The sequence below is a fragment of the Sphaerotilus sp. genome (genome assembly GCF_041083715.1).
Classification (GTDB): domain Bacteria; phylum Pseudomonadota; class Gammaproteobacteria; order Burkholderiales; family Burkholderiaceae_C; genus Sphaerotilus.
Genome location: NZ_JBFPGY010000024.1, coordinates 1 through 4,241 on the forward strand (window position 1 = coordinate 1; position 4,241 = coordinate 4,241).

General features: G+C 68.5%; 4 protein-coding genes. All 4 read right to left on the bottom strand.

Annotated features, from left to right (window positions below; genetic code table 11):
* On the bottom strand, positions 1-2,474 hold a 2,474-nt coding region (locus AB3X43_RS00990; RefSeq protein WP_369428031.1), incomplete at its 3' end, for a Dyp-type peroxidase.
* A gap of 117 nt (positions 2,475-2,591) precedes the next feature.
* Positions 2,592-3,467 carry a DUF7092 domain-containing protein gene (locus tag AB3X43_RS00995; protein WP_369428032.1) on the bottom strand — a complete coding sequence of 292 codons (876 nt, stop codon included), beginning with the start codon at positions 3,465-3,467 and terminating at the stop codon, positions 2,592-2,594.
* A 236-nt stretch (positions 3,468-3,703) separates the two neighbouring features.
* Positions 3,704-4,015, bottom strand: a complete 312-nt coding sequence (gene rpsJ, locus AB3X43_RS01000) for a 30S ribosomal protein S10 (RefSeq protein WP_110401797.1) — start codon at positions 4,013-4,015, stop codon at positions 3,704-3,706.
* A 99-nt stretch (positions 4,016-4,114) separates the two neighbouring features.
* Positions 4,115-4,241 (bottom strand): EF-Tu C-terminal domain-related protein (locus tag AB3X43_RS01005; RefSeq protein ID WP_445683271.1); only part of this gene is annotated, 127 nt, incomplete at its 5' end.

Sequence of the window (4,241 nt, forward strand, 5' to 3'; positions counted from 1 at the left end):
TAGCCGTGCACCGAGTAGTGCTGCCGGGGATCGAGGAACACCTCCATCACCGCGGCCTTGCTGCCGACCAGCACGCCGTAGTCGGTGCGCAGCACGCCGCCCGGCTGTGCCCGCACGGTGGCCCAGGTCGACTCGCGCAGCGTGGCGTCTTCCATGCGGCGTTTCCACGTGGCGTAGTCGGTGGGCGGGGCTGGTGGCACGGGTGGAGTCGGTCCCGGCGTCAGCACCGGCACCGGCGTGGCGACCCAGTGCCGCATGCAGCGCAGCGCGGTGATCGACGGCACGAACAGGTAGAGCCCCCAGCGCAGTTCGACCAGCGGCGCGCTGCCGAGGTCGATCGACATCGGCTGGTCGCGCCAGATGAACTGGAAGGTGCGGGCGAGGCCCGGCACCGGCACGCCGAGGAAGGGGTCGCTTTGCCAGGACAGGCGGCCGGTGCTGTTGCCGCCGCTGATCCAGCGCTGGATCACCTCGAACTGCTCGGCGATGCTGGCGTTGTAGGCCATGAAGAACAGACCCCGCTCGCCCGCGGCGTCGGTGTACGACATGCCGCGGCGGGCGATGCGCGGGATCGGTGCCCCGATGGCGGTGGGGGTGCGTGGATTGGCCCGCCGCACATGCGACTGGAACGGGCACAGCCGTTCGGTGGGCAGCGGCGTGTCCGGCACTGCGTAGCTGAAATCGTTCGGCTGGTCGGCGGGTGCGGGTGGGCTGGCCAGTGGCGTGCCGTCCGGCGCGCGGCCCATCATCAGGGTGCGCAGCGCCGCTGCATCCGGCGCATCGGTGCCATGCAGGTCCCGCAGTGCCTGGGCCTGGGTGTCGAGCAGCTGGTCGAGCCGGTCCACCTGCTGGGCCAGCTTGCGGATCACGAGGAAGCTGCCGTTGTCCAGCAGCGCATCCGGCGCGTCCGGCACGCGGGCGTCGCCCCGGTCGTTCGGATGGCCCAGCAGCAACTCGCCCGGTGCCACGGTGTCCGACCAGCGTGCCGCTGGTGCGCCAGCGGCGAGGACGGGCTGGCTGAAGCCGTCCTGGAAGCCGAAGTGGTCCTTCGACAGCGTGCTGCCGGGACCGGCGGTGTGGCGCTGCATCGCTTCGACGGCCAGCACCTTCAGCCCGGTGCCTGGCGCCTGCAGGCGCTCGATGTCAGGGCTCAGGCCCGGGTGGACCGTGCCTGCCGCCACGGGCGGATGATCTGCGCCGAAGGCCCCGCGCAGTTGCACGACCACATGCACCGCGGACAGCGCGATGCGAGGGGATGGCGCGCCGACAGTGCCATGGGTCCGCGGAGGCTGCCAGCGGTCCGGATGCTGGCCATGGAGATCGCCGAGCACGCCAGCCCGCGCGTCCATGCCTTCGATGAATTCCTGCGGCAATCGGTCCAGGAACGCAGCCGGCAGATGCAGCGCCTTCAGGCCCTGCAGGGTCAGCGCGAGGTTCATCCGGATGCGGTGTGGCTGCCCTGCGTCCGCCTCGGTGCACACGGGCCAGTGGGCCAGGGCATCGAGCGCGTGCGCGGCGTTGGTCACCCGCAGCAGCACCAGCGCGCCGTGGGTGGTGTCGACCGGGCTGCTCAGGATGCCGCCCTGCACCTTGCCCAGGTCGAGCCGCGCTGTGGCGGGGGACCGCGCCGCCGCGCTGCCCGGTCCGGCCTGGTCGAACCAGGCGATCACCGGCCGGTACAGCGTGCGCAGCCCATCGTCGTCGGCCAGCAGCCGCGACAGGCCGATGGCGCGGACCTCGCGCAGCACGTCGCCCATGCCGCGCAGCAGGATGCCTTCGTCGTCGGCCGGGTTGTCCGGGAAGCTGTTCTTCAGCGCGTGGAAGGTGCGGATGGCCCGCAGCGCCGTGGCGCCGATGCTGTGGCGCTCGGCGGCCGTCAGGCGGTGTTCGGCGATCTGCTGCCACTGCGTCTGGCTGTAGACCGTGGGTGGCAGCGGTCCCTGGGGGGTGACCAGCGCCTTCATCCGGCGCTGGTCGAGCACGGTCGTCGCTGCCTCGGCGTAGAAGAAACCGCCCTTGACCTCGTGGGTGCGCACCCAGCGCAGGTAGTCCTCGCAGGTGCTGGCATGTGCGAGCGGGTAGCCCTCGCAGTGGCAGAGCATCAGGTCCAGCAGCGTGCCGAGGTCGCGCCAGATGACGCGCATGTACGGCTCCCAGCCGCCATCGAAGGTCACGCTGAGCAGCAGGCGGTGGCGCAGGGAGCCGGCGGCCTGGGCCTCGGCATCCGGAGGCACGACCGAGAAGCGGAAGAAGTGGACGATGTCGAACCGCCCCACCGGGTCCGGAAATGGCGACAGTGGTACCGCCGATTCGCGTGCCGCCTGCCGGATGGCATTGAGTGTGGCGAGCACCTGCTGCAGGCGGGCGACCTGGGTGAGCGTGTCGAAGCTGTCGACAAACCCCGTCTTGACGGGCGCGAGCAGGCTCAGATTGGTGATGCCACCGAGTTGGAGGCTCGCGTTCTTGTCGGGCATGGTCGCAGCTTCCTGGAAATTCGGAACAATCGAAAAAGGCGAGACGAAGGTCGCCGAATCTAGGCGGCCTGCTGCCGCCTGTCGTCCTCAGAATTGAGGATGCGCAACCCAGGTCGCTCAGCGGCGCGCGGTGCGGCTCCCGGTGGAGCCCGCCGTGGCACCGGTCAGGGCGGTGAAGGGCCGGTGCTGGGCGAGCACTGGCCAAGCCACCGCCACGGTCGAGCTGAAGTCGTCGAAGGCCACGCCCATCAGCAGCGAAACAGGTTGATTCCGGGCCAGCGTGCGCATGCCCTGCCGCTGTTGCAGCTGCCCGAGTTCGTTGCACAGGGCATGGAGCGTGCCTCGGCCGAGCTGCTCGTCGAGCAGCACGACCGTACCACCTGGCAGGCCGATGGCGCCGGTGCCGTTGCTGGCGCTGTCGCCATGGTTGCGTCGAAATTGCAGATTCCAGGCGGGTAGCCGGACTGCGGGGCAGGCCTGGGTGACGGCATCGGTCAGACGCTGTCGCCAGGCCTGCTGGGTCTGGGCAGGCAGCGTGCTGGGCTGCAGCCACTGGGCATCCAGCCGGTCGAGCAGACGTTGACCGACATGGCGATCGATCTGGCGTGGTACCTGCGTCAGCAGCGATTCGGCCACGGCCGGCAGACCTGCCCAGACCAGCGTCGCGGCGGCCAGGGCCAAGCCGGCATTGCGCAGGTGGCGACACCAAGGTATCGCGGTGTCCTGAGCTGCCGCGCTCCATTGCCGCAGCAGCGCATCCGATCGGCAGTGCAGCAACGCTCCATCGGGCAGCTCCAGCAGGCAGATGCCGCTGTCTCCGGTGCGCGGCCAGCGGATTCGGCGGGCGGGAATCTGCTGGGTGAAGGCCGATCCCCGGATCTGGAGCTGCTCGCCGATGAGCCGCAATTCCACGATCTGTGCCGGTTGCGTGCTGCTGCCGAACAGATCGGCCTGCAGAGACACGGCGCCGGTGCTCTCCCGGATGCTGTCCATCGATGGCCTCCCGCTCAGCGGCGTGTGGATGTTTTGCTGAGGTCCACTGTAGCGAGGTACCGCTGGTTTTCATCTCCCCTGGAGGGTGGAAAAGGCATTGCTGGGCACCCGTTTCTGTTACCGATCGTCGCAACGCAGGGTGGTGCGGGGCGCGTTGGCCAACAAAAAAGCGACCACCTGGGTCGCTTTTTCATTCGGGTGTCATCCGGCCAGCAGATGCTGCCCGGACAGATGCATCACTGCAGCTTGATTTCGACGTCCACGCCAGCCGGCAGGTCGAGCTTCATCAGGGCGTCAACCGTCTTGTCGGTCGGGTCCACGATGTCCATCAGACGCTGGTGGGTACGGATTTCGAACTGGTCGCGCGACGTCTTGTTGACGTGCGGCGAACGCAGGATGTCGAAGCGCTGCATGCGCGTCGGCAGGGGCACGGGACCCTTGACGATGGCGCCGGTGCGCTTGGCGGTTTCCACGATTTCCTGGGCCGACTGGTCGATCAGCTTGTAATCGAATGCCTTCAGGCGGATGCGGATCTTTTGCTTTTGCATGACATGTCCTTCAAAAAGAGCGATGCGGCCCACCGAGGTCGGCCGCGAACAGGAAAGGGCGGAGTGCCTTGAAGCACTCCGCCACCGTCACACAAAAGCTCAGGCGATGATCTTGGCGACGACGCCGGCGCCGACGGTGCGACCGCCTTCACGGATGGCGAAGCGCAGACCTTCTTCCATGGCGATCGGGGCGATCAGCTTGACGGTGATCGACACGTTGTCGCCG

Excerpts from the sequence above, each read along its gene's own strand:
- rpsJ (WP_110401797.1), bottom strand. The coding sequence starts at position 4,015 with ATGCAAAAGCAAAAGATCCGCATCCGCCTGAAGGCATTCGATTACAAG.
- AB3X43_RS00995 (WP_369428032.1), bottom strand. The coding sequence starts at position 3,467 with ATGGACAGCATCCGGGAGAGCACCGGCGCCGTGTCTCTGCAGGCCGAT.